This is a genomic window from Rhizobium sp. 10N427, assembly GCF_056394605.1.
Map to the genome: position 1 here is coordinate 942,253 of NZ_JBFTID010000001.1, position 21,272 is coordinate 963,524.

Here is a 21,272-nt window from a genome sequence, read left to right on the forward strand (position 1 = left end):
AGAATGGACATGTCTGCAGAATTCGATGTCGCCGTCATCGGTCTTGGTGCCATGGGGAGTTCGGCCGCCGCCTTCGCGGCATCGCGCGGTGCCAAAGTCATCGGGCTCGAAGCCTATTTCCCGGCCCATGCGCTCAGCTCGTCGCATGGTGACAGCCGTCTCATCCGGCTCGGCTATTTCGAAGACCCGTCCTATGTGCCGCTGCTGCAGCGTGCCTATGAAAACTGGCGGGCGCTGGAAGCACAGCTGCGAACCGATATCCTGACCGTCACAGGCGTGCTGCAGATCGGCGCACCGGACAGCAAGATCGTCAGCGGAACGAAGGCATCCTGTGAGATGCATGGCCTGGCGCATCAGATCCTCGACAAGCAGGAGATGGCGCGGCGGTTTCCGGCCTTTGCCCTCGATGACGGCGAGATCGGGCTGCTCGATCCGCAGGGCGGTTATGTCAAGCCTGAAGCCGCGATCATGGGCTACCTGAAGCTGGCCGCCGAACACGGTGCTGCGCTGCATTTCGGCGAACCGGTGCTTTCGATCGACCAGAGCGGCAATGGCGTGACGATCGTCTCGGGCACCGCGACCTACCGCGCACGCAAGGTCATCGTTGCGACCGGCGCCTGGATCGCCGAGCTCGTGCCGCAACTGCGGTCGCGTGCCGTGCCGATCCGCCAGGTGGTGGCCTGGTATCAGCCATCCGATGGCTTCGTTGCCGAGCCGCAGCGCATGCCCTGCTTCCTGCGGGATGACGGCGAGGGCGGATCCTATTTCGGTTTTCCGAATATCGGCATCGACGGCGTCAAGGTCGGCCGTCACGCGCATTTCCGCGAGCCGATCGATCCGCGTGCTCCCAATCCGCCCGTCAACGAGGCCGATACCGCGCTTCTTGACAGCTTCGTCCTCAAGCGTCTGCCGCATGCGGCTTCGATGCGGGTGCGGGCGACGACCTGCCGCTACACGATGCTGCCGAGCGAGGACTTCCTGATCGATCATGTGCCGGGTGCGCCTGATGTCGTCGTCTCCTCCGCCTGCTCCGGCCACGGCTTCAAATTCACCAGCGTCATCGGCGAACTTCTGGCGGATCTCGCGCTGGAGGGCGGCAGCGCGCTGCCGCACGGCCTGTTCTCGTTTGCGCGGCACTTCCCGAACGGCTGAGGCACAAGATGCATCTTGTCTGCCTGGCAATGTATGTTACCCCGCCGCCGCTTGCCGCGGCGACCGCTGAACTCTGGGAGTTCCTGCGCGCATATCTCGCGCGCCCGGGTGTCTCAGGATTGCCGGATCGTCTGGATACCGATCTGGCCTATGACGAAGCCTGGCTTCGTCCCGACCTCCTGCTCTCGCAGACCTGCGGCTATCCCTATGTGACACAGCTACGGGGCAGGGTCCGCCTCGTCGCAACGCCAGTCTACAGCCATCCGGGCTGCGACGGGCCGCTGATGCGCAGCGTCATCGTCGTCAGACGCGACTCGGTTTTTGCTGCGATCGAAGATCTGCGTGGCGCAGTCGCGGCGATCAATAGCCCGACCAGCAATTCCGGCGCCAATCTCCTGCGCGCCGCCGTTACTCCTCTTGCCCGGGAGGGGCGCTTCTTTGCTGCCTTTATCGAGACGGGAAGCCATGGCGCCAGCATCGATGCGGTTGCCCAGGGCCGCGCCGATTGTGCGGCCATCGATTGCGTTACACTTGCAAATATCCAACGCTTCGACCGTGAGCGCGTGACTGAAATCCGGCAGCTTGCGCTCACGCCTGCCAGTCCCGGGTTGCCCTTCATCACGTCTGGCGGTGCAACCGACGAACAGGTTGAGCTGCTTCGTGAAGCGCTCATGGCCTCGATCCGCGCGCCATTTCTTGCGGTGGCGCGCGATACGATGGGGCTGGTCGATTTCGACATCCTGCCGGACGCCCGTTACGAAGTGCTGCTGACGCTTGCCAAGCAGGCCGAGGAATTCGGCTACCGCGATTTCGACAGGCTGAAATGAGCGCCGCCTTCCCGGCGGCGCGCTTCCTCAGCCGATCCTGTTGCCCGACGCCGCGTCGAAGATGTGAACGGCGCCTTTGGTGAGGGTCAGTGTCTGTTTGCTGCCGACATCGAACCATGGCCGTTCGCGAAGCACCACCGAGACGAGTTGATCGCCGAGCTTGAGCTCGATGAAGGCTTCGGAGCCGGTCGGCTCGATATTCTCGACGGTTGCGTGCAGGTCGCCTTCTGCCCCAAGGCCGATTTCTTCCGGCCGCTTGCCGATCAGCAGCTTCTGGCCTTCCTGAACAGCTGATGGCGCTGCAAGTCCCGACGGTTGGCCATTCTGCAGGATCAGTTTGCCGCCGGTGACGGTTGCCGGGAACAGGTTCATCGCCGGCGAGCCGATGAACTGGGCGACGAAGGCATTGGCCGGGCGGTCGTAGAGTTCCAGTGGCGTGCCGATCTGCTCGATGCGGCCCGCCTGCATGACGACGATCCGGTCGGCCATGGTCATTGCCTCCACCTGGTCGTGGGTGACGTAGACCATGGTGGTGCCGAGGCGGCGGTGCAGGCTCTTGATTTCGCCGCGCATCTGCACGCGCAGCTTGGCGTCGAGGTTCGACAGCGGTTCGTCGAAGAGGAAGACCTGCGGATTGCGGACGATGGAACGGCCCATCGCGACGCGCTGGCGCTGGCCGCCGGACAGTGCCTTCGGCTTGCGCTGCAGCAGGCTTTCCAGGCCGAGAATCTCGGCCGCTTCGCGGACCTTCTTTTCCTTCTCAGCCTTGCCGGCGCCCGCCAGCGTCAGCGAGAAGGCCATGTTTTCCTCGACGGTCATATGCGGGTAGAGCGCATAGTTCTGGAACACCATCGAGATGTCGCGGCTCTTCGGGGGTAGGGTGTTGACCACCTTGCCGCCGATCGAGATCGTTCCGCCCGAAATGTCCTCAAGACCGGCGATCATCCGCAGCAGCGTGGACTTGCCGCAACCCGACGGGCCGACCAGGACGACGAATTCGCCGTCACCGATCGCCGCATCGATCCCGTGAATGACCTCGGCGCTGCCGTAGCGCTTGACGACCTTGTCGATCGTGACACTTGCCATGGGGATCTCCTTACGCCGCGCCGATGTGGATGCGGGTGGCCGAGAGGGCTCCCTCGTGAATGATCAGTCCGGCCGATCCGCCGGCAAAGGTCTGGTCATTGGCTTCGACCGTGGTGCCGCCGACCGTAGCGGAAAGCTTGTCGCCCCTGGCCGAGAGCTTCATCGTAAAGCGCGTCTCGAATTCGACCTGGAGTGCGGTCGAGGCGAGCACCGTCTGCTTCTCATCCTTGCGGCAGACGATCTGCAGCTTGCCGTCGCGGGTAACCAGAGCCGCATAGTAGCGGCGCTGTCCCTCGGCGCGGATCGCCAGGCCGCCGTGATCGCCGAGATGCAGCATCAGGTCGGCCTCGATAGCATAATCGGTCCAGTCGCGCGTGCCCTGCAGGATCAATCCTTCACCGCGGTTCTGGCTGATGCGGAAGTCCTGCGGGAAGTTCTTCGAGAAGAAATGCACATTGCTGACCCAGGCGCGGCGCCAGAAGTCGCTGGCGCCTTCCGGACGCTTGAAGGTCACATCAGGGCAACCATCCCAGGTGAGCGCATCGACCAGGACCCGCCCGTTTGCTCGTCCCTGCGGTGCCGTCAACACCAGGCCGATTTCGGCGATCGGCTGGTGGCCGGTTGCGGGGACGGTCCATTCGAGCGCTGCCGAATTGCCGGGGTTGAGAAGCTTGCCGGAGGGCATGTCGATATCGACGAGGGCATCGCTGCCATCATAGTGGCGGATGCGGAGCTTCGCCTCGACGGAGCCGCTGTTTGCCGCTTCGGCGCGGATGGTTGCGCGCAGCGTCTGTCCGGCATGGATGCGCGGGCTGGCGACCAGATCGTAGGTGCGCATCTTGGTGACTTCGAGCGGCGTGAAGACCGGCGTGGTGGCCGCAGCCTCACGACCTTGGGCAAGCGCCTGGTAATCGATCGCCAGCGCCGATCCGGTTCCTGTCACCTTCAGCCCGTCAAGAGCGGTCTGGCCCGCCTGCGGACGGAAGCCCTGGACCGAGCCCGGCAGCGAGAAGTGGAATTTCGCGCCATTCTTCGGCGCCGGTTCGGCTGTCTGTCCGGCAAGCTTGCGACCGAGATTGGCCAGCCACAACGAGACGTCGGCGGCGTCGGCAATCGAGCGGCCGCCATCGGCGGTCGACATGTAGAGACGGTCGGCGACCGGGCCGCGCCAGTCGGGACCGGCATCGAGACCGTCGAGGCCGAGCATGATGCCGTGCAGGCAGCCGAGGTTGCCGGCGTTGCAATCGGTATCCCAACCGGAGGTGTTGACGATCATCTGGCCGCGCTGGAAGTCGTGCGGCGCATGCAACAGCGCCATGATCATCAGCGCGTGGTTGGGCACGACATGGCAATTGCCCGGATATTTGTCGTAACCGTAATTGTCCTCGATCTTCTGACGCGTCGCTTCCCAATCCTCGTTGCCCGATGTCCAGCCGCGGATATCGGCGATCAGCCTGGCGATCAGGCTGTCCTTCGGGATATGCGCAAGGCCGGTATCGAGCAGATGGTTCACATCCTTGCTGACGAAGGCCTCCGCCTCCATCGCAGCCCAGAGGACGGCGGCATTCACCGCTTCTCCGTCGTGACTGACGGAGCCTGCGGCGCGTGCCAGCTTGGCGGCCTGCGCCGGGTTGCCGGGGGAGACCAGCGCCCAGCCGTCGATGAAAATCTGCGCGCCGATCTGCTCGGCAACGGTGGCGCCGTTGACGGCGATCGAACCGGAGGCCGGCGCCGGAATGCCGCGCTGTAGGTTGAGCCAGGCGGTGTGTTCCGTCGAATTGCCGGCACCACCCCACCAGAGGATCGAACGTTCCTCGATGATGTAGTTCAGCCAGGCCTTGCCGATGTCTTCGGCCGACAGATCCGGCGAGATGCCGTAGTCGTCAAGCGCTCGCGGGAAGGTGAAGGTCCCGGCCACGTCGTCATCGGTGACGATCAGCGGATCGCCGAGGCGGTCATGGACGTAATAGGTGATCGGGCCGAGCTTTTCGAGAATGTCCTTGTAGCGCCAGTTCTCGAACGGGCGGCCGAGATAGACGCCGATCAGCTTGCCGAGAACGCCTGCATAGACGCGGTTGTTGTAGTCTGCGGGAATGGACATGCGAACTCCTTGATCAGCCCTTCACCGAACCGCCGGCCATTCCTTCGATGAAGTGGCGCTGCAGCAGGACGAAGAGGATTACGATGGGAAGAATGATGATGAGGGCGGCGGCCATGATCTCACCCCAGTCGGACGAGTATTGGCCGGAAAGCAGGAAGAACGAGACGACGGCCGTCAGCCTGTCCTGGCCCTGCAGGAACGTCGTGGCGATCAGGAACTCGTTCCAGGAATAGAGGCCGATGATCAGCGCCACCGTCAGGATCCCGGGCGAGACGATCGGCAGGAAGACGCGGCGGAACACCTGCCAATGCGTCGCCCCGTCGATCAGCGCTGCTTCCTCCAGCTCCTTGGGAACCGCAAGGAAGTAAGTCCGCAGCAGCATGATCGCGAAGGGCGAATAGACCGCCGTATAGATGAAGGCGACGGCGACAGGGTTGTTGATCAGCCCGAAGCGGGCAAAGCCGAAATAGAGCGGGAAGAGGAAGAGCTGGATCGGCGCGGTGGTGCTGGCCAAGAGATAGAAGGTCAGGATTTTCCAGCGCTTGATCTTCTGGCGGGCCAGAACATAGGCGGTCAGCGATCCGGTCGAGCAGACGAGGATGATCGTCAGGCCCGTCAGCACGGCGGAGTTCAGCAGCGTCTGGCCGAAATTCGCGTCCGTCCAGGCGCGGGTGAAATTGTCCCAGCGGATGACGGAGGGGAGCGCCAGCGGATTCTGGACGATCTCTGCCGATGGCTTCAATGCGTTGAGCACGGTCAGCGCGATGGGAAACAGGGTGACGATCAGCAGCACCGACAGGGTGATGTAGACGATCGCGAAGGTGAGGCGGCTTTCGGTGATGTTCATTGTTCGAACTCCGTCGCTTGGGCGCGGATGTAGAAGACGGTTGCGGCCAGGCCGAAGAGGCTGATCACCACCGAGATCGCTGCCGCCTTGCCGACAGCAAGGTCGTAGAAGGCCGAGCGATAGGCGAAGGTCGATAGCACTTCGGAGGAATAGGCCGGGCCGCCCTGGGTCAGGATGTAGACGAAGTCGAAGACCAGGAACGACCAGATGACGGTCATGATCATCATCAGCGTGATGGTCGGCATGATGCCTGGCAGGAGGACATAGCGGATGGTCTGGAAGAAGGTTGCACCCTCGATGCGCGACGCTTCGATCTGTTCGTTCGGCACCTGACGCAGGGCCGCGAAGAAGATGACGCAGAGGAAGCCCCACCAATGCCAGAGGTCGACGACCGCGATACCATAGAGCGCGCTCGACGTCTCGGTCAGAGGATTGGCGATATCGAGACCCATGCGCTGCAGAAGGCCGGTGATGCCGGTGACCGGCGAATAGATCATGCCCTGCCAGACACGGCCGGTGATCGCCGTGGCGATGATAACAGGCAGGAAATAGACGACCTGGAAGAAGTTCGAGCCGCGGCGCACGACCAGCATCATGGTGGCTGCCAGCAGGCCCATGGCGATCGGTACCGTCAGGAAGATAAGCGTCCAGATGATGTTGTTGGTCAACGCCGTCCAGAACACGCTGTCGTCCCAAAGGGCCTGGAAATTGTCGAGGCCGACGAACACGGGCGTGCTGATGCCGTCCCATTCGAAGAAGGCGAGAGCCACCGTGAGCAGCGCCGGTATGGCGATGATGACGACATTGATGATCAATGTCGGCAGGACGTAAAGTCGGTGCATTGCAGACCTTTCAAGGCAAACAGGCCACTCCCGCGCCGACGCGGCGCAGGCGAAGGTGAGGGCGCCGAAGCTGCGCCCTCACGGCCATTTTGATCAGCGGGCCGGGACCGCAGGCGCCTTTCCGGCCTTCATTTCCTTCTGGAAGGAAGCGTCCATCTTGGCGAGGAAGTCGGCGGTCGTTGTCTTCTTCAGCCAGACTTCCTCGATGCCGTTGATGACATAGCTGTCTGTCGCCGGCGGCAGGAAGGTCCAGGTCGTGTAGCCGTATTTGCCGTCGTTTACCGATGAGGAGAGGTTCTTCATCGTCTCGGTAAAGAGCGGCGTCACTTCGCTCGCCATCTTGACGTTGGAGATATCCTTCAGTGGAATGTTCCATTCGCCCTGCCAGGCCGAATTCATCGTCTCGTAGACTTCAGGCGAGAAGACATAGTTGATCGCCGCTGCCGCGCCATCCGGGTTCTTGGCCTTGGTGGCGATCGAGAAGGTGGAGCCGATGCCGAGCGGGAAGACCGGGTCGCCCGAAGCACTCGGGAAGCCGACGAAGCCCGCCTCGCTGCCTGCCTTCTTGCCGTAGGTATCGACATTCTGGAACTGCCAGGTGCCGGTCGGCATCATCCCGGCCTTGCCGGATGCCATGGCGTCTGCTGCCTGTTCGCTGCTCGTCACCGAGAAGTAATTCTTGCCGAAATAACCCTTCTGCCACCAGGAATTCAGCCGGTCGATCGATTTGACGAAGGGCTCGGCGGTCCAGGGCATTTCGCCGCGCAGCGCCTTGTTCAGGTTTTCGGGGCCGGCAACCGAGTTGAGCGCCAGTGTCACGAACCACTCGTTTGCGCCGCGCCAATCGGCATTGCCTGCCGCAAACGGAGTGATGCCGTCCTTCAGCATGGCGTCGGCGACGGTCTCGAGTTCGTCCAGCGTCTTCGGTGCCTGCCAGTTCTTCTGGGCAAACAGCGTCTTGTTGTAGAACAGGCCGACCGTTTCGTAGGTCTTTGGCAGGGCGTAGATCTTGCCGTTATACTCGCCCATCTTCAGGAAGACCGGCAGGATACGGTCCTGCCACTTGTACTTGGCGGCATAGTCATCCAGCGGCATCAGCTGGCCGGACTGGGCCATCGGCGCGACATAGCTCGGGCCTGCCGTATAGACGACATCAGGACCGTTGCCGGAGAGCATGGCAACGCGCAGCTGCTTGTCGAGTTCGTTGCCGCGATAGTCGATGACAAGGCTGTAATCGGGATTGGCCTTGGCGAAGGGCTCGACGATATCTTTCTGGATCAGCTTCTGTTGGTCCGGGGTCGCCTGTTCGTACCACCAAGAGACCTTCTCCTGCGCGATGGCGATATGCGACGTGCTGGCAATCAATGCGGTGGCGGCGAAAAGCTTCAGCCTGGTCATAATGTTTCCTCCCTGGTTTGATGCATGTGCTCCGGCTGTCCCTTGAAGGGGGCAACCGAGGCGCGGATGATGAGTTCGTATGGCATTTCTTCTGCCTGGCCGGGTTCGGAGGCCCCGTCTGCCAGCCGTTCGATCAGTTTCTCGGCGGCGCGGGCGCCGATCCGATCCTGAAACTGTGCGACTGTCGTCAGTGCCGGTGTCACCAGCGCTGCCGCCAGAATGTCGTCGAAACCGGCAACCGAAACGTCGCCGGGAACGGACAGGCCGTGGGCGGCGAGGCTCTGCATGGTGCCGATCGCCATCAGGTCGTTGGCCGCGATGATGGCGCTGACCGGACGGCCGCTTTCCAGCAGGCGGTCGGCGATCTCGCGCCCGCCCTCCAGCGTGAAATGCGCGGCTTCCAGCACGATCGGCGCGGCACCCATGGTCGCCATCGCCTCGAGATAGCCCTGCAGGCGGACCTGCTGCGGACCGCCGGGCGCTGCGATCATGGCGATCGACCGGTGGCCGAGGTTCAGAAGGTGCTTGGTCAGCGTCCGGGCGGCGGCGACGTTGTCGATGAACAGGTTGTCGATCGGCAGCGGGCCGCCGACCTTCCTGGAGACTTCGATACGGACGACGGGAACGCCCGTCTTGCCGAGCGGCGCGAGATCCCTGGCGCTGGTCTTGAAGAATACGCCGACCACGCCGTCGAAGCGGCCCTGCTGCGCGGCTAGGATCACCTGCCGCTCATTGTTCAGCTCGCCCTCGGTATCGATCGTCACCACTTCGTAGCCGGCGGCGCGCGCGACCTTCTGCACGGCAACGACGAGCGAGGGATAAAAGGGGTTCGCGAGATCCGGAACCACGCAGGCGATCACATAGGTCCGCTTGGTCCGCAGCGCCTGCGCAAACCGGTTCGGCTGATAGCCGAGTTCCAGGATTGCCGCCTCGATGCGTTCGGCGGTCTCAGGCGTAACCTTCTCACGGCCACCATTGAGGATCAGCGAGACGGTGGCTTGCGCAACGCCCGCTCTTTCGGCCACCTCCTTCTGCGTAATCCGCCGTCCCGTCACCTGAGATATCCATAATTGATACGTAGCAACAACTTATTGCTACGTATCAATTAGTCAATGGCGATATTTAAGTTCGCTGGAGCCCCCGTCCGCTTTAGCCTATCGCGGCGTCTTTAGCGGATGCGGATGCAAGCGCTATTTCAGAGGGTTGGAGGGGGCGCGGTCCCGGCAGAATTTCCGGCACGGGCGTCACGATAGATGTGGATTTCGCTTCGCTCGCCATTCATGATCCGGCCCAATGAAGGAGCAGGAGGACGACAGAATGGATTGGAATGGGCGCCGCGTGCTGGTGACGGGAGCTGGCAAGGGCATCGGCCGGGCGACGGCGGTGATGCTGGCAAAGCGCGGGGCAAAGGTCGTCGCTCTCAGCCGCAGTGCCGATGATCTGGCGAGCCTTGCCGCGGAGATCGCCTGCGAGACGATCTGCGCCGACCTTGCCGGGATCGGTGCGATTGAAGCGGCGGTCCGCCTGGCGCTTCCGGTCGATCTGCTCGTCAACTGCGCCGGAACGACCGTGCTGCAGAGCTTCGTGACCAGTGATCTCGCGGAATTCAACCGGGTGATGAACGTCAACACGGTCGCGCCGATGGTGCTGTCGCAGATCGTGGTGCGGGATTGGCTGGCCCGCGGCATCAAGGGCGCGATCGTCAACGTTTCCAGCGATGCGGCGCGGCGCGGTGTCGCCAATCACACCGCCTATTGCGCCTCGAAGGCAGCGCTCGATGCGATGACGCGGGTGATGGCAGCCGAGCTCGGCCCGTCAGGCATCAGGGTTAACAGCGTCAACCCGACGGTGACGCTGACGCCGATGGGCGAGCTTGCCTGGAGCGATCCGGCCAAGGCCGATCCGGTCAAGGCCCGCATTCCGCTTGGCCGGTTCCTCGATCCGGACGAGGTCGCCGAGGCGATCCTGTTTCTGCTCAGCGACGGTGCATCGATGGTCAACGGTGTGTCGCTGCCTGTCGATGGCGGTCTCGCGGTTTCCTAGGTGGCCGATTTGGCCGTCAGCCGTGCCTGCAGGATGACGACGACGAGCAGGAAAGCGCCGCGAATCACCGATTGCCAATAGGCAGACAGCGAGATCCAGCCGAGACCGTTCTCGAAATTCAACACGTTGAAGACCATGCCTAGCAGCAGCGCGCCTGCCAGCGTTGCCCCGACCGACCCGGATCCGCCGGTCAGGAGCGTGCCGCCGACGACGACCGAGGCGATGGCGAAAAGCTCCCAGCCGACGCCTTCGGTCGGCTGTCCCGCGCCGAACTGGGCAGCGAGGATCACGCCTGCAAGTCCGGCAAGCGCGCCCGAGAGAGCATAGATCGCAAACAGCGTGCGATTGACCTTCAGGCCCATCAGCGCGGCCGTGTGCTCGCCATCGCCGATCGCCAGAATATGGCGGCCGGAGGGGCGGCGTTCGAGGAAAATCCATCCGGCGATGTAAGCAGCGAGCGCGATCCAGGCTGGGATCGGAAAGCCGAGGAAATCGTCCTGGCCGATCGATACGAAAGCGGTGTCGTAGTCGACGGAGACCGATTGATTGTCAGCTAGCAGCAAGGCGGTGCCATAGGCGGCGAGCATAGCGGCCAGTGTGGCGATGAACGGCTGAATCCGCATCTTGGAGATGACGAAGCCGTTGAGCATGCCGACGAGCAGACCGGCGCCGACGCCCGCCACCAGCCCCGCCGCCCAGCCATAGGGCGAGGCGAGTGCGGAAACGACGCTTGCCAGCGCCGCAACCCCGCCGACGGAGAGATCGATGCCGCCGGTCATGATCACGAAGGCCATGCCGAGCGCGATCAGCGCGAACATCGAATTGTAGCGCAGGAAGCTCAGGATATTGAAGGGCGACAGGAAATTCTCGTAGCGCAGGGCGCCGAAGAGAATGAGCGCGGCCAGCGCGATCAGTACGCCGAGGCGGGCAAGGTCACCGGCGGATTTCGGGGCGAAGGGTTTGAAGAGGGCGGAAAGCATCTCGGTGTCCTCAGGTCTTGTCGGCGCGCTGCTGGATGAAGACGGCAATGACGATCAGTCCCGCTTTGACGATCAGCGCGGCGGCATCGGGCACGCCATTGGCAAGCAGCGTGTAGCGCACCAGCTGAATGACGAAGGCGCCAAGCAGCGTGCCGAAGATATTGGCCCGCCCGCCCGTCAGCAGCGATCCACCGACGGCGACGGCGGCAATCGCGTCAAGCTCCATGCCCATGCCGACCAGATTGGCGTCGCTGGCGGAGTTTCTGGCCACGACGATCAGCCCCGCGATACCGGCAAGCGCACCGCTGATCACATAAACCAGCGTCTTCACCCGCTTGACCGGAATGCCCGTCAGCCGCGCCGCCTTTTCGTTGCCGCCGACGGCGATGATCTGGCGGCCGATGACAGTGAAGCGGATCAGCGCATAGGCGAGGGCGGCAATGACGATCATCAGAGCCACCTGCGCCGGGATGCCGGCGAAATGGCCCATGGCAATCCATTGGAATGCCGGGTTCTTGAAGACCTGCAGATTGCCATTGGTCATCACCTGCGCGATGCCGCGCCCGGCGATGAACAGCACCAGGGTGGCGACGATCGGCTGGATCGAGAAATGCGTGACGAGAAAGCCGTTGAACCAACCAAACAGCATGGCGACGATGACCGGCACCACGAAAGCAAGGCCAACGGCAAGCGCGACGTTGTCGATCGGGAACAGGGTTCCCAGGAAGATCATCGGCGCGATGGCGCCCGATATTGCCATCAGCGAGCCGACCGAAAGATCGATGCCGCCGGTGGCGATCACCAGCGTCATGCCGGTTGCGACGATGACGATCGTGGCGACCTGGGTCAGATTGACGTTCAGCGTCTGCCACGAGAAGAAGTTCGGGGTGATCGCAATGTTGACGGCGATCAAGAGCAGGAATGCAGCTAAGGTGCCGTAGCGGCTGGCGATGCGAAGCGCTGACGCCTTCGACATGGTTGACGGCTTGATGGCGGTATCCGATATCGTCATGTCAATTCACCTGATGCGCCATGGCGGCAAGGAGGCTTTGCTCCGAGAGTTCACGTCTCGGCAGAACCGCGACCGACATACCGTCGCTGAGCACGGTGACGCGATCGGCGGCGGCCAGCAGCTCTTCCAGTTCCGACGAGATCATCAGCACGCTGAGGCCATCATCTGCGAGGTTTCGCAGCAGCCGCAGGATCTCGGACTTGGCGCCGATATCGATGCCGCGTGTCGGCTCGTCGACGATCAGCACTCGCGGATCGGTGCAGAGCCAGCGGGCCAGCAGCACCTTCTGCTGGTTGCCGCCCGACAGTTCCTTGATCGGCTGGTCCGGAGAGGCACATTTGACGCCGAGCGATTTGATGAAGCGGGCGACGATCTCGTCCTGGCGGGCGCGGTCGACGATGCCTGCTTTCTTCAGTTTTGGCAGCAGCGCCAGCGTCATGTTCTCGCGGATACTCATATCCGGAATGATCCCGTCGATCTTGCGGTCTTCGGAAACGAGCCCGATGCCATCGGCGATCGCCGCGGCCGGTTCGGCATAGCTGCGCGAGGTGCCGTTGAAGCTCAGGCTGCCGCGCTCCAGCTTGTCGACGCCGAAGATGATGCGGGCGGTCTCCGTGCGGCCGGAGCCGAGAAGGCCGGCCAGTCCGGAAATCTCGCCCTCGCGGATCAGCAGATCGACGTCGCGGACGCGCAGGCCCGAACCGGCGCCCTGCAGCTCAAGGCGCACCGGCCGTTCGATCGCATTGTCGGCATCGCGGCTGAGCGCTTCGAAAGCCGCCAGTTCGCGGCCGAGCATGTGGCGCACCAGCTCCATTTTGGGGATATCCTTCATGGCGCTGACGGCAACCGTCTGGCCGTCACGCATGATGGTGACGCGGTCGCAAATCGCATAGAGCTCGTCGAGGCGGTGGCCGATGAAGATCACTGCGACGCCGCTTTTCTGCAGTGTGCGGATCGTCTCGAAAAGGACGGCGACCTCGCGCTCGTCCAGCGATGAGGTCGGCTCGTCCATGATCAGCAGCCGGGCGTTCTGGGTCACGGCGCGGGCGATCGACACCATCTGGCGGGTGGCGGCGCTGAAGCGCGCAACCGGCAGATCGACGTCGATATCGAGATTGAAGGTGGCAAGCACCTTGCGGGCGCCATCGCGCATGGCGCGGCGGTCAAGGAAGCCGAATTTCTTCGGTTCCCGCGACAGATAGATGTTCTCGGCGACGGAGCGCTGCGGCGCCAGGTTGATCTCCTGATAGATCGTGGCGATCCCGGCGGCCTGGCTTTCTGCCGGCGTCGAGAAGGCGACGTCCTCGCCGTTGAAACAGATCGATCCTTCGTCGCGCTGATAGGCGCCGGTCAGGATCTTGATCAGCGTCGACTTGCCGGCGCCGTTCTGGCCGACAAGCGCCATAATCTCGCCCTCGGCAATATCGAGGGAAGCGGCGCGCAGCGCGGCGATCCCGGCAAAGGATTTGGAGATACCCTGCATCGACAGCAGCATGCCGGTCGACTCCGTATTCAATAAAGGAAAAGCCGGCCGGAACGGCGTCTGCCGAACCGGCCGGAGCGGTCACGCTGGGAGTTTAGTAGGCGCTGGAGAGCTCGGCCTTGGCGTTGGATGCATCGTAGAACTTGTCGTCGTTGATGACCCAAGGCTCGATCTTCTCGCCCTTTGCATAGCGCGCCATCGTTTCGAAAGCCTTCGGTCCGAAACGCGGGTTGCATTCGACGACTGCGCCGATCTTGCCTTCAGCCACGAGGCCGACAGCTTCCTTGCCGCCGTCGATCGACAGCACTAGGATGTCCTTGCCCGGCACCTTGCCGGCGGCTTCGATGGCGGAGATGGCGCCGATCGCCATTTCGTCATTGTGGGCGTAGACGATATCCGCATCCGGATGCGCCTGAAGCAGCGCTTCGGCAACCTGGCGGCCCTTGTCGCGGGCGAAATCGCCGGACTGCGATGCGACGATCTCGAAGCCGCCAGCGGCCTTGATGGCGTCGTCGAAGCCCTTCTTGCGGTCGTTGGCAGGCGAGGAGCCGGTCGTGCCTTCGAGCTCGATGATCTTCTTCTTGCCGTTGGCGTTCTTCGCCAGCCATTCGGCAACGCGCTGGCCTTCCTTGATGAAGTCGGAGCCGATGAAGGTCAGGTAGTCCTTGCCGGGCTTGGCGAGCTTCGGATCGACGCTACGGTCGAGCAGGATGACCGGGATTCCGGCCTTCTCGGCAGCCTTGACGGCCGGGATCAGCGGCTTTTCTTCGCGCGGCGAGAGGAAGATCAGGTCGACGCCCTGGGCGATCATCGAGTTGACGTCGGCAACCTGCTTGGCGGCCGAGCCGGCGGCATCGGTATAGACCAGCTGGTAGCCAAGCTTTTCAGCCTGCGCCTTCATGCTTTCGGTCTGGGCGATGCGCCACGGATTGTTTGATTCGGTCTGCGCGAAGCCGACCTTGTACTTTTCCTTCTGCTTCAGCGCAGGCACTTCTGCCATGGCAACTGTGCCGGCCACGGCGACGGCGCCGAGTGCGGTTGCAGCAAGCATGAATGTACGACGTGAGAATGCGGACATCTCAGTTTCTCCTCCCGAATTTTCCGGTATCTTCCCAACCGGCAGTGAGCAATAACTGCTTCACATGAGCTAATCTTGTAGCTAATAATATTAGCAGTCAAGCGTCATTTTATGAGCTATTGCACAAATTTTGGTTTGTGCTGCAGCAAGTCATCGGGAGGATATTGTGATGACGAAAAAGAATGGCCGCGGCGGGGAAAACGGGCGCCGCGGTGAGGCTGGACGGCCTACAATGACCGATGTTGCCCGTATTGCGGGCGTTTCGCAGTCCAGCGTGTCGCTTGTGCTCAATGAAATGTCGGGATCACGCATCTCGCCGGACACCCAGGCCAAGGTTTTGGAGGCTGCTCATAAAATTGGTTATAAATTACCTGGAGTTCGTCATGAAGCTCAGCCGGACACGCGAATCGAGAAAGACACGATCGCCTTCGTCGTCGACGAAATCTCCACCAGCCCGCATCCCGTTGTCAGCCTCGACGGCGTGCGCGATTTTGCTTTCGAGCAGGGTTTCCTGACCTCGGCGCATGCAACGCGTTCCAATCCGGATCTCGAAGACGCCGTGCTGCGCTCGATCCTGCGCGACCCGACGATCGTCGGCGTCATCTATGCGACGATCTTCACCCGCAAGGTGAAGGTGCCGGAACTGCTGAAGAACATCCCGACCGTATTGCTGAACTGCTATGCCGAGCCGCGTCAGCATATGGCGATCGTGCCCGGCGAAGTGGCGGGCGGCTTTGCCGCGACGGCGCATCTGACCTCGCTCGGCCACCGGCGCATCGGCTTCATCAACGGCGAACCCTGGATGGACGCGGCGGTCGATCGCCTCAAGGGCTACAAGCAGGCGCTCGCCACCGTCGATGTCGCCTTCGACGAGACGCTGGTGCGCGACGGCGACTGGCTGCCCTTGCGCGGCTATGAGGCTGGTCTCGACCTGTTGTCGATGAGCAATCCGCCGACAGCGATCTTTTGCGGCAACGATCTGATGGCGATCGGCGTGATGAAAGCGGCGGCCGAGAAGGGCTTTCGCGTTCCCGAAGATCTCTCCGTCATGGGCTATGACGACCAGGAGCTGGCGCGCTACACCCATCCGCCGCTCTCGACGCTGGTCCTGCCGAACTACGAGATGGGGCAGAAGGCGGCGGAGACGCTCATCGATATGGCCATCCACGGCAAGACGCTGCGGCCGATGACCATCAAGGTCGATGGTCCGCTCGTCGTCAGAACCTCGACCGCAAAGACCAAACCCTGATCAGCCGACGGCGCTGATCACCAGGGTCACGGAAAAAAACATCAGCACGGCAGAGGCGCAGCGCTGCGCCAGCAGAGGCATGGCGGTGCCCCGCCCGATGATCAGCCGGCCAAGGACAATCCAGAGCGTCGACGTCACCGTGACCGATGCCACGAAGATCAGCACTGTCAGCAGGAGCGGCGCCTCGACGGCCGGCACCATGGTCAGGCCGATGATGATGGCTTTCGGGTTGAGCAGGGTGGTGAGGAAAAGTTCGCGGATGCCGACCGGCGCTGCCGCCCCTTCAGATTGCGACCGCCAGAGCTTCAATGCCAGAAACAGAACCCAGACCGCCGATATCAGCCGCACTGCCTGCGCAATGGCCGGATGCGCGTGAAGGAATGGACCGGCGATGCCGGATACCGGCAGGATGACCAGCAGATAGGCGGAGACAACAGCGAGCAGCAGGGACGTCAGGCGTTTCACCGTCAGGCCTGGTGACATCATGGCAAGGACGGCGTTCGTCGGCCCGGGCAGGATGAGCAGTGCCAGGATGCCCAGAGAGAAAGTCGGCAGGTTCATCTGATTGTGTGTCCTTGAAGCCTGCGGTTTCAGTAGGCAACGATAGTCCCTGCCCGTTGCCATTTCCAGCGGGTGCGTGCGCGGATTTATAAGGCTGGCCGGTTGGGGAAGGGGAGCCCGGCCGCGTTTGGCGTATGGATCGAAGCGCTGTCCGCCGGATCGTCCATCGCGCGCAGGCCACGCCAGTTTCGGACGTGGTTGGCATTGATGAAGATCATCCCGGTGGCGTCGGGTTCGATATTCTGTGTCCTGATGACATCGCAGAAGGCTTCGAGATGTTGCAGAAGCCGGCTTTCTGTTGCCCTTGGCGGGGAAGCGATGCTGAGCAGCGCGCGCCGGGTGATGATGACGGTGCGTGCCACTGCCCCATCGAGCATCTCGATACGGCCGCACTTTTCCCTCTCGTCCAGTCGCGCAGCAATGATCGCGTATCGCATCGAATGGTCCTCTCACGCCCGCAACGCGCCAAGTCTACGCGATGCATGGAGACGATACTTTGATTTCGATCAAGACCGCCTGAGGCGTGTCCGGTTCGTTGATCTAGGACAAGGAAGGGTGAGCGGCCGCGCGGCATAAGCCCGCGAGACGAAGATGAAGGAAATCACGATGTCCGATGCCCTGGTCGCCAAATATGGTGAAGCCCGCCTGCCGCGCTACACCAGTTATCCAACAGCACCGGCCTTTTCGGCTGCCGTCGGCCCGGAGGCCTATGCGGATGGGCTGGCGCGGCTCGGTGCGGCCGATCCGGTATCGCTTTATCTGCATATCCCGTTCTGCCGCTCGATGTGCTGGTATTGCGGCTGCCACACGTCGGTGACGCGCCAGGACGGACCGGTTGCCGATTATCTCGACGTGCTGAGCGAGGAGATCGAACTGGTGTCGCAGGCAGCCGGCAATGATCTGCCGGTTCGAAACATCCATTTCGGCGGCGGCACACCGACGATCATGACGCCTCAGGCCTTTGCCGCATTGATGGCGAAGCTGAGGAGCGCCTTCCGGTTCGAGGCGGATTGCAGCGTTGCCGTCGAGATCGATCCGCGAACCCTGTCCGCAGCAATGATTGGCGCGCTCGGCGACAACGGCGTCGATCGCGCCAGCCTCGGGGTCCAGAGTTTCGATCCGCGGGTGCAACATGCGATCAACAGGATACAGACCTTCGATCAGACGAAAGCAGCCGTCGAAGGCTTGAGGGAAAACGGCACCCGCAGCATCAATTTCGACCTGATCTACGGCCTGCCGCTGCAGACCGTGCGCTCCTGTCTTGAGACGGTCAGGATGGCTGTCGAGCTCCGGCCGGAACGGTTTTCGGTATTCGGTTACGCCCATATCCCGTCCTTCAAGAAGCATCAGCGGCTGATCGACGAGACGCAGCTGCCGGATGCCAGCCAGCGCAATGCCCAGGCCGAGGCGATCGCCGACGAACTCGTCGGCGCCGGTTATGTCCGCATCGGCCTCGATCACTTCGCGCTGCCGCATGACCCGCTGGCGCTGGCATCGCATGAGGGAACGCTGCGGCGGAATTTTCAGGGATATACCACCGACGACTGCGAAACGCTGATTGGTCTCGGCGCCTCTGCGATCGGCAAGCTTCCCGGAGGCTATGTCCAGAACGAGGTCGCCCCCGGCCGCTATGCGGAGCGCGTCGCCTCCGGCATCCTGCCGACTGCGAAAGGCTATGTGCTGAGCGCTGAGGACAGGCTGCGGGCAAAGGTCATCGAAAGGCTGATGTGCAGCTTCGAGGCCGATCTTGCTGCGCTCAGCGGCGAAGCCGGATATGACCCTGCCTTCCTGACGCGCCGCAACGAGCGGCTGGCGCAACTGCTGGCCGACGGCGTGGTGACGCTGGCGGACGGGCGGCTGACCGTTTCGCAGCAAGCACGCTTCATGGTGCGCGCCGTGGCCGCTGCCTTCGATGCCTATCTCGGAGCGCCGGGGCGCACGCATAGCAAGGGTGCCTGAAACGGCTACAACTCTCTGACGAGGCGACCCCTCCATAGCCGGGGATTGCGATCAAAATCTCATAGTGGGCGCTGCCCGCGGGGTTGCCCTTTTGGCCGATGGCTGCAAATTGTCTGCTAATGCCCGACCGACGTGGCATGAAAAACGGATGGCCGTGCCTGTCCGTCGGAGCAGCAATGAATCTTTTCGTCACAGATCTCCACCACGATGGGTGGCGGAGCCAGCCCCTTCAGATGGTGCCGAAGAAGAAGGAGCGAAAGCTTGCGCCGGAAAAGCCGAAGACGCTTCTCCAGCAGCTCGCCGCCACGCCCGACAAGCTGTTCACCGGCGCCTTCCGCCAGCAATATGGGGCGCTCTGCTACCGCAAGGCGCCGGGCAGCTCCGGCATCGAAGTGCTGGTGATGACCTCGCGCGAAAGCCGGCGATGGGTGATCCCCAAGGGCTGGCCGATGAAGAAGAAGAAGCCCTATGAGGCGGCGGCGACCGAAGCCTGGGAAGAGGCTGGCGTGCGTGGCACCGTCGGCAAGAAGCCGGTCGGCCGCTACACGTACCTGAAATGGCTCGACAATGGCGACGTCGCCCCCTGCATCGTCGATGTCTATACGGTCGAGGTGCTGGAGCAGTCCGAGAACTTCAAGGAGCGAGGCCAGCGGGTGCTTGCCTGGGTCGAGCCGGAAGAGGCGGCGCGGCGCGTTCGCGAGATCGAGCTGAAATCCCTGCTGGTCGATTTCAAGGTCAAGTGACAGCCCATTGCCGCCCAAATCACGGTCTTGTTGATCGATCTCAAAGAAAATCCTGACTGTTCTCTATAGCCCGTCTTCGGACGAACACGCCGATGGCCTCGTGTTCGCCGGTTCAAGGGGGCTTGGAATGATAGATGAGACACGTGGCGGCCTCGATGCACTGGAAACGCACCTTAGCGAATTGTCGTCTTGGTGCGATCTGATCGAGGCGATTGCCGATTTTCTGCCCTGCCATGTCGATGAGGGATTGTGCAGGACACTGACGCGAGACCTCGTTCCGCTTTTGGTGAGGATACATCAGTTGGAAGAGACCAGCGTCGATCGGCATCCTGCCCTCGCTATCAGCGTCCCGGCACCGAGAGACGAAGAGCAGCGCCGGATTTCCGATCGGCTCGAGCAACGCGATATGGCAGAGCGCGCCGTCAAGGTGTTGTGCGACTTGAGCAGGGGGCGAAGCAGCCTCTCGGCGGACGCCATCGCCTATGCGCTCCGTTCATTCTGCTGCCCGGCGCGCCGGCATATCAAAGAAGAGCGGCAGCTGATCGGCGAGATCCGCCAGGCGATCGCGGTGCCTTCTCTCGTATCAGACGCGAAGCTGACGCCTGCCGGCGCTTGATCTACGTCAAGGCGTAGCGCTCCCGCCCGTTGTTCACTTCGCGGTGAGAGAAGGAGCTCCGTGATGTTTGTGAACGATATCGTGCCGATCGGCGATGACGCGTTATCGACTGCCGTGCGCAGCCGGCTGCAGATGGAACTCGGGCTGACACATGACGTGGTGAAGGCGACCGTGGCGAACGGCGTCGTCACCCTCAAGGGGCGGCTGGCAAGCACGGGAACGCGCGAGGCGGCAGGTGCTGCTGCCGGAAATGTGCGAGGCATCAAGCGTGTCGTCAACGACGACATCTCGACGGCGTATCATCTGGTGCGGCGTCTGGCGCCTTAGGCCAGGGATTGCTCGCCTCAATCCCACGTCTTGCGTTCGCGAGCTTTTTGCCGCAATGCCTCGAACACGCTTCGAGCCTGCGGCGAAAGCTCCTTGCCCTTCAATTGCACCAGGCCGAAGCCCGGAATGTCGATGCGGGCGTGGATCGGCAGCGCCGTCAGCAGCTGGTGCTGGTCGAGCATCTCGGCGACGGTCTTGGCGAAGATCCCGACCCGGCCGCTGCTCTTGACGAGCAGGATGGTCATGAGCACCGACGAAGTGGAAATGACACTGCGCGGCACGATGGCATGCGCCCGGTGATAATCATCCATCACATCCCGCAGATAGGAGCCTTCCGGCTGCAGCACCCAGTCGAGCCCCTCGAGATCTGCCTCCTCTACGGCCGGTTTTGCAGCCAGCGGATGCCCGCGCGCCACCACCATCCGGAAGGTTTCCTCGCCGAGCGGCTCGTAGTCGAACATTGTCCGGTTGAAATTCTCGGGCAGACGGCAGATCGCGAAATCGAGGCTCCCGGCGCTCAGCTGTGCGAGAAGCGCATCGCTGCTGCCGTGCGAGACGTTGATGTCGAGATCCTGATACCCAGCCTGCGCATCGTTGAGGGCGGGAACGACGATCTCGGAAGCGGGCGTCATCACCGTGCCGATGCTGACGCTGCCGCGCTTGCCCGAGGCAATGACCTTCATGTCGTATTCGGCGCGTGCCGCTTCCGCCAGCAAGGTCCGGGCGTAGCGCGCCAGAACCTTGCCCTCCGGCGTCAGCGCCGTTCCGCGGTTGTGCCGTTCGAACAGCCGATGCCCGGCCAGTGATTCGAGCTCGACCAGCGTTCGCGACAGCGAGGGCTGGGACAAGCCGAACATTCCGGCTACGCTGCCGACCTTGCCGTGCTCTTCCAGAGCGACGAGCATGCGCAGATGCTTGAGTTTGAAGGCGTCAAGCCTTGTCATCATCACTCCTGATATTCGGTTTTG

At 62.6% G+C, this 21,272-nt stretch carries 21 protein-coding genes; 8 read left to right on the plus strand and 13 right to left on the minus strand.

What is annotated here, in order from left to right; translation table 11 throughout:
* The first annotated feature begins 9 nt into the window (after positions 1–9).
* Positions 10–1,152: an N-methyl-L-tryptophan oxidase gene (gene solA, locus AC1DIJ_RS04160; protein WP_112386715.1), complete on the plus strand. Its 1,143-nt coding sequence runs from the start codon at positions 10–12 to the stop codon at positions 1,150–1,152.
* A gap of 8 nt (positions 1,153–1,160) precedes the next feature.
* Positions 1,161–1,979: a phosphate/phosphite/phosphonate ABC transporter substrate-binding protein gene (locus AC1DIJ_RS04165; protein ID WP_112386716.1), complete on the plus strand. Its 819-nt coding sequence runs from the start codon at positions 1,161–1,163 to the stop codon at positions 1,977–1,979.
* Positions 1,980–2,006: 27 nt separating this feature from the next.
* Here the strand turns inward: AC1DIJ_RS04165 and AC1DIJ_RS04170 are convergent, their stop codons facing one another.
* The 6 genes from AC1DIJ_RS04170 to AC1DIJ_RS04195 all read right to left on the minus strand — a co-directional run bounded on the left by AC1DIJ_RS04170 (position 2,007) and on the right by AC1DIJ_RS04195 (position 9,308).
* On the minus strand, positions 2,007–3,065 hold the full coding sequence (locus AC1DIJ_RS04170) for an ABC transporter ATP-binding protein (RefSeq protein WP_112386717.1): 1,059 nt from the start codon (positions 3,063–3,065) through the stop codon (positions 2,007–2,009).
* A gap of 10 nt (positions 3,066–3,075) precedes the next feature.
* Positions 3,076–5,166: an ADP-ribosylglycohydrolase family protein gene (locus AC1DIJ_RS04175; protein ID WP_112386718.1), complete on the minus strand. Its 2,091-nt coding sequence runs from the start codon at positions 5,164–5,166 to the stop codon at positions 3,076–3,078.
* 13 nt (positions 5,167–5,179) lie between these two features.
* Entirely contained in the window at positions 5,180–6,013 is an 834-nt protein-coding gene (locus AC1DIJ_RS04180) for a carbohydrate ABC transporter permease (protein WP_112386719.1), read from the minus strand.
* Positions 6,010–6,855, minus strand: coding sequence for a carbohydrate ABC transporter permease (locus tag AC1DIJ_RS04185; RefSeq protein ID WP_112386720.1), 846 nt, complete (start codon positions 6,853–6,855; stop codon positions 6,010–6,012). Before AC1DIJ_RS04185 ends, AC1DIJ_RS04180 begins: the two co-directional genes overlap by 4 nt.
* A gap of 93 nt (positions 6,856–6,948) precedes the next feature.
* Positions 6,949–8,253: an ABC transporter substrate-binding protein gene (locus AC1DIJ_RS04190; protein ID WP_112386721.1), complete on the minus strand. Its 1,305-nt coding sequence runs from the start codon at positions 8,251–8,253 to the stop codon at positions 6,949–6,951.
* Positions 8,250–9,308 carry a LacI family DNA-binding transcriptional regulator gene (locus AC1DIJ_RS04195; protein ID WP_112386722.1) on the minus strand — a complete coding sequence of 353 codons (1,059 nt, stop codon included), beginning with the start codon at positions 9,306–9,308 and terminating at the stop codon, positions 8,250–8,252. The genes AC1DIJ_RS04190 and AC1DIJ_RS04195 overlap by 4 nt, the downstream gene beginning before the upstream one ends.
* Positions 9,309–9,570: 262 nt before the next feature.
* On the opposite strand from AC1DIJ_RS04195, the gene AC1DIJ_RS04200 reads away from it, so the two are divergent.
* Complete coding sequence (locus AC1DIJ_RS04200) at positions 9,571–10,296, plus strand: SDR family oxidoreductase (protein WP_112386723.1); 726 nt, start codon at positions 9,571–9,573, stop codon at positions 10,294–10,296.
* Here the strand turns inward: AC1DIJ_RS04200 and AC1DIJ_RS04205 are convergent.
* The 4 genes from AC1DIJ_RS04205 to AC1DIJ_RS04220 all read right to left on the minus strand — a co-directional run bounded on the left by AC1DIJ_RS04205 (position 10,293) and on the right by AC1DIJ_RS04220 (position 14,849).
* Positions 10,293–11,276 (minus strand): ABC transporter permease, encoded by a 984-nt coding sequence (locus tag AC1DIJ_RS04205; RefSeq protein WP_112386724.1) that lies wholly within the window; start codon positions 11,274–11,276, stop codon positions 10,293–10,295. The genes AC1DIJ_RS04200 and AC1DIJ_RS04205 overlap by 4 nt on opposite strands.
* 10 nt (positions 11,277–11,286) lie before the next feature.
* Complete coding sequence (locus tag AC1DIJ_RS04210; RefSeq protein WP_405049562.1) at positions 11,287–12,252, minus strand: ABC transporter permease; 966 nt, start codon at positions 12,250–12,252, stop codon at positions 11,287–11,289.
* A 37-nt stretch (positions 12,253–12,289) separates the two neighbouring features.
* A complete protein-coding gene (locus AC1DIJ_RS04215) occupies positions 12,290–13,783 on the minus strand; it encodes a sugar ABC transporter ATP-binding protein (protein WP_112386757.1) in 1,494 nt (497 codons plus the stop codon).
* Between the two features lie 82 nt (positions 13,784–13,865).
* Positions 13,866–14,849, minus strand: coding sequence for an ABC transporter substrate-binding protein (locus AC1DIJ_RS04220; RefSeq protein ID WP_112386726.1), 984 nt, complete (start codon positions 14,847–14,849; stop codon positions 13,866–13,868).
* 169 nt (positions 14,850–15,018) lie between these two features.
* Between AC1DIJ_RS04220 and AC1DIJ_RS04225 the strand changes: the two genes are divergently transcribed.
* Positions 15,019–16,098 carry a LacI family DNA-binding transcriptional regulator gene (locus AC1DIJ_RS04225; RefSeq protein WP_310290085.1) on the plus strand — a complete coding sequence of 360 codons (1,080 nt, stop codon included), beginning with the start codon at positions 15,019–15,021 and terminating at the stop codon, positions 16,096–16,098.
* Here AC1DIJ_RS04225 and AC1DIJ_RS04230 read toward each other — a convergent pair whose 3' ends face one another.
* Positions 16,099–16,659 (minus strand): LysE family transporter, encoded by a 561-nt coding sequence (locus AC1DIJ_RS04230; protein ID WP_112386727.1) that lies wholly within the window; start codon positions 16,657–16,659, stop codon positions 16,099–16,101.
* Positions 16,660–16,745: 86 nt separating this feature from the next.
* Entirely contained in the window at positions 16,746–17,096 is a 351-nt protein-coding gene (locus AC1DIJ_RS04235; protein WP_112386728.1) for a hypothetical protein, read from the minus strand.
* A gap of 169 nt (positions 17,097–17,265) precedes the next feature.
* On the opposite strand from AC1DIJ_RS04235, the gene hemN reads away from it, so the two are divergent.
* From hemN to AC1DIJ_RS04255, 4 genes are all read left to right on the plus strand, one after another.
* Entirely contained in the window at positions 17,266–18,618 is a 1,353-nt protein-coding gene (hemN, locus tag AC1DIJ_RS04240) for an oxygen-independent coproporphyrinogen III oxidase (protein ID WP_112386760.1), read from the plus strand.
* Between the two features lie 233 nt (positions 18,619–18,851).
* On the plus strand, positions 18,852–19,361 hold the full coding sequence (locus tag AC1DIJ_RS04245) for an NUDIX hydrolase (protein ID WP_112386761.1): 510 nt from the start codon (positions 18,852–18,854) through the stop codon (positions 19,359–19,361).
* A gap of 127 nt (positions 19,362–19,488) precedes the next feature.
* Positions 19,489–19,977, plus strand: coding sequence for a hypothetical protein (locus tag AC1DIJ_RS04250; RefSeq protein WP_112386729.1), 489 nt, complete (start codon positions 19,489–19,491; stop codon positions 19,975–19,977).
* A 63-nt stretch (positions 19,978–20,040) separates the two neighbouring features.
* Positions 20,041–20,304: a BON domain-containing protein gene (locus tag AC1DIJ_RS04255; protein ID WP_112386730.1), complete on the plus strand. Its 264-nt coding sequence runs from the start codon at positions 20,041–20,043 to the stop codon at positions 20,302–20,304.
* Positions 20,305–20,321: 17 nt separating this feature from the next.
* Here AC1DIJ_RS04255 and AC1DIJ_RS04260 read toward each other — a convergent pair whose 3' ends face one another.
* Positions 20,322–21,248 carry a LysR family transcriptional regulator gene (locus AC1DIJ_RS04260; RefSeq protein WP_112386762.1) on the minus strand — a complete coding sequence of 309 codons (927 nt, stop codon included), beginning with the start codon at positions 21,246–21,248 and terminating at the stop codon, positions 20,322–20,324.
* Between the last annotated feature and the right edge of the window lie 24 nt (positions 21,249–21,272).